The following is a 623-nucleotide window of genomic DNA, read 5'->3' as shown; positions in this document are numbered from 1 at the left end:
AAGCTGATTATTTTGCGTCGCCCGGACTCGTGGCTGGCAAAGAACACGGTTGCCCCTTGAACGTAGTACTGAACACAGTCGTAGGGATGGCCGGGCTTCCACAGGTACTCCCCTTTGCGAAAGATTTTTTCCACATGTGGCTGTGAGCGTAAATATGAGTCAAAAGCGGAAAATTCACCGGCAAAATAGAACCCTGGTATCAACATACACCGTTACCTCAACAGCGGATGAACCGCGCGGACCACAGGGGCCGTGTTGCCATCGTATACCCGGCGCGACAAACTTGTGAAGTCTGCGGATGCCCTTACTCTTTGCGGAAACGCCAGAGATTGCAACATGCGGATATTCATAGTCAAATATGAAGTTTTTTCATGATAAGGGGCATTACGGGTAAAAATCAATCCGTGAAGTCGATCACGCCGCTGGGTACGTTGTTGCCTGGTGGCAACGGATCACGGTAACGCATGGTACGTGCCTGCTCGGCGAGGGTCGGAAGACGGACAGCGATGGTGCCCCGGGAACGTTCCGAAGGCAGGCCGAACTCACGTACCCCGTTGACGCTCTTTTCATAAAGACGGACAAGCCAATCGGTTTGTCCGTCTTTTTTCATGTCTGATGTTGAC

General features: G+C 52.0%; 1 protein-coding gene. It reads right to left on the bottom strand.

What is annotated here, in order from left to right; genetic code table 11:
* Positions 1 to 397: 397 nt before the first annotated feature.
* The coding region (locus JWG43_RS17660; RefSeq protein WP_205244268.1) for a hypothetical protein at positions 398 to 623 on the bottom strand (226 nt) is incomplete at its 5' end.

Source organism: Desulfobulbus alkaliphilus (genome assembly GCF_016918545.1).
Taxonomy (GTDB): domain Bacteria; phylum Desulfobacterota; class Desulfobulbia; order Desulfobulbales; family Desulfobulbaceae; genus Desulfobulbus; species Desulfobulbus alkaliphilus.
Note: the sequence above shows the minus strand (reverse complement) of the source record. Positions and strands in the feature narration are given on the sequence as shown.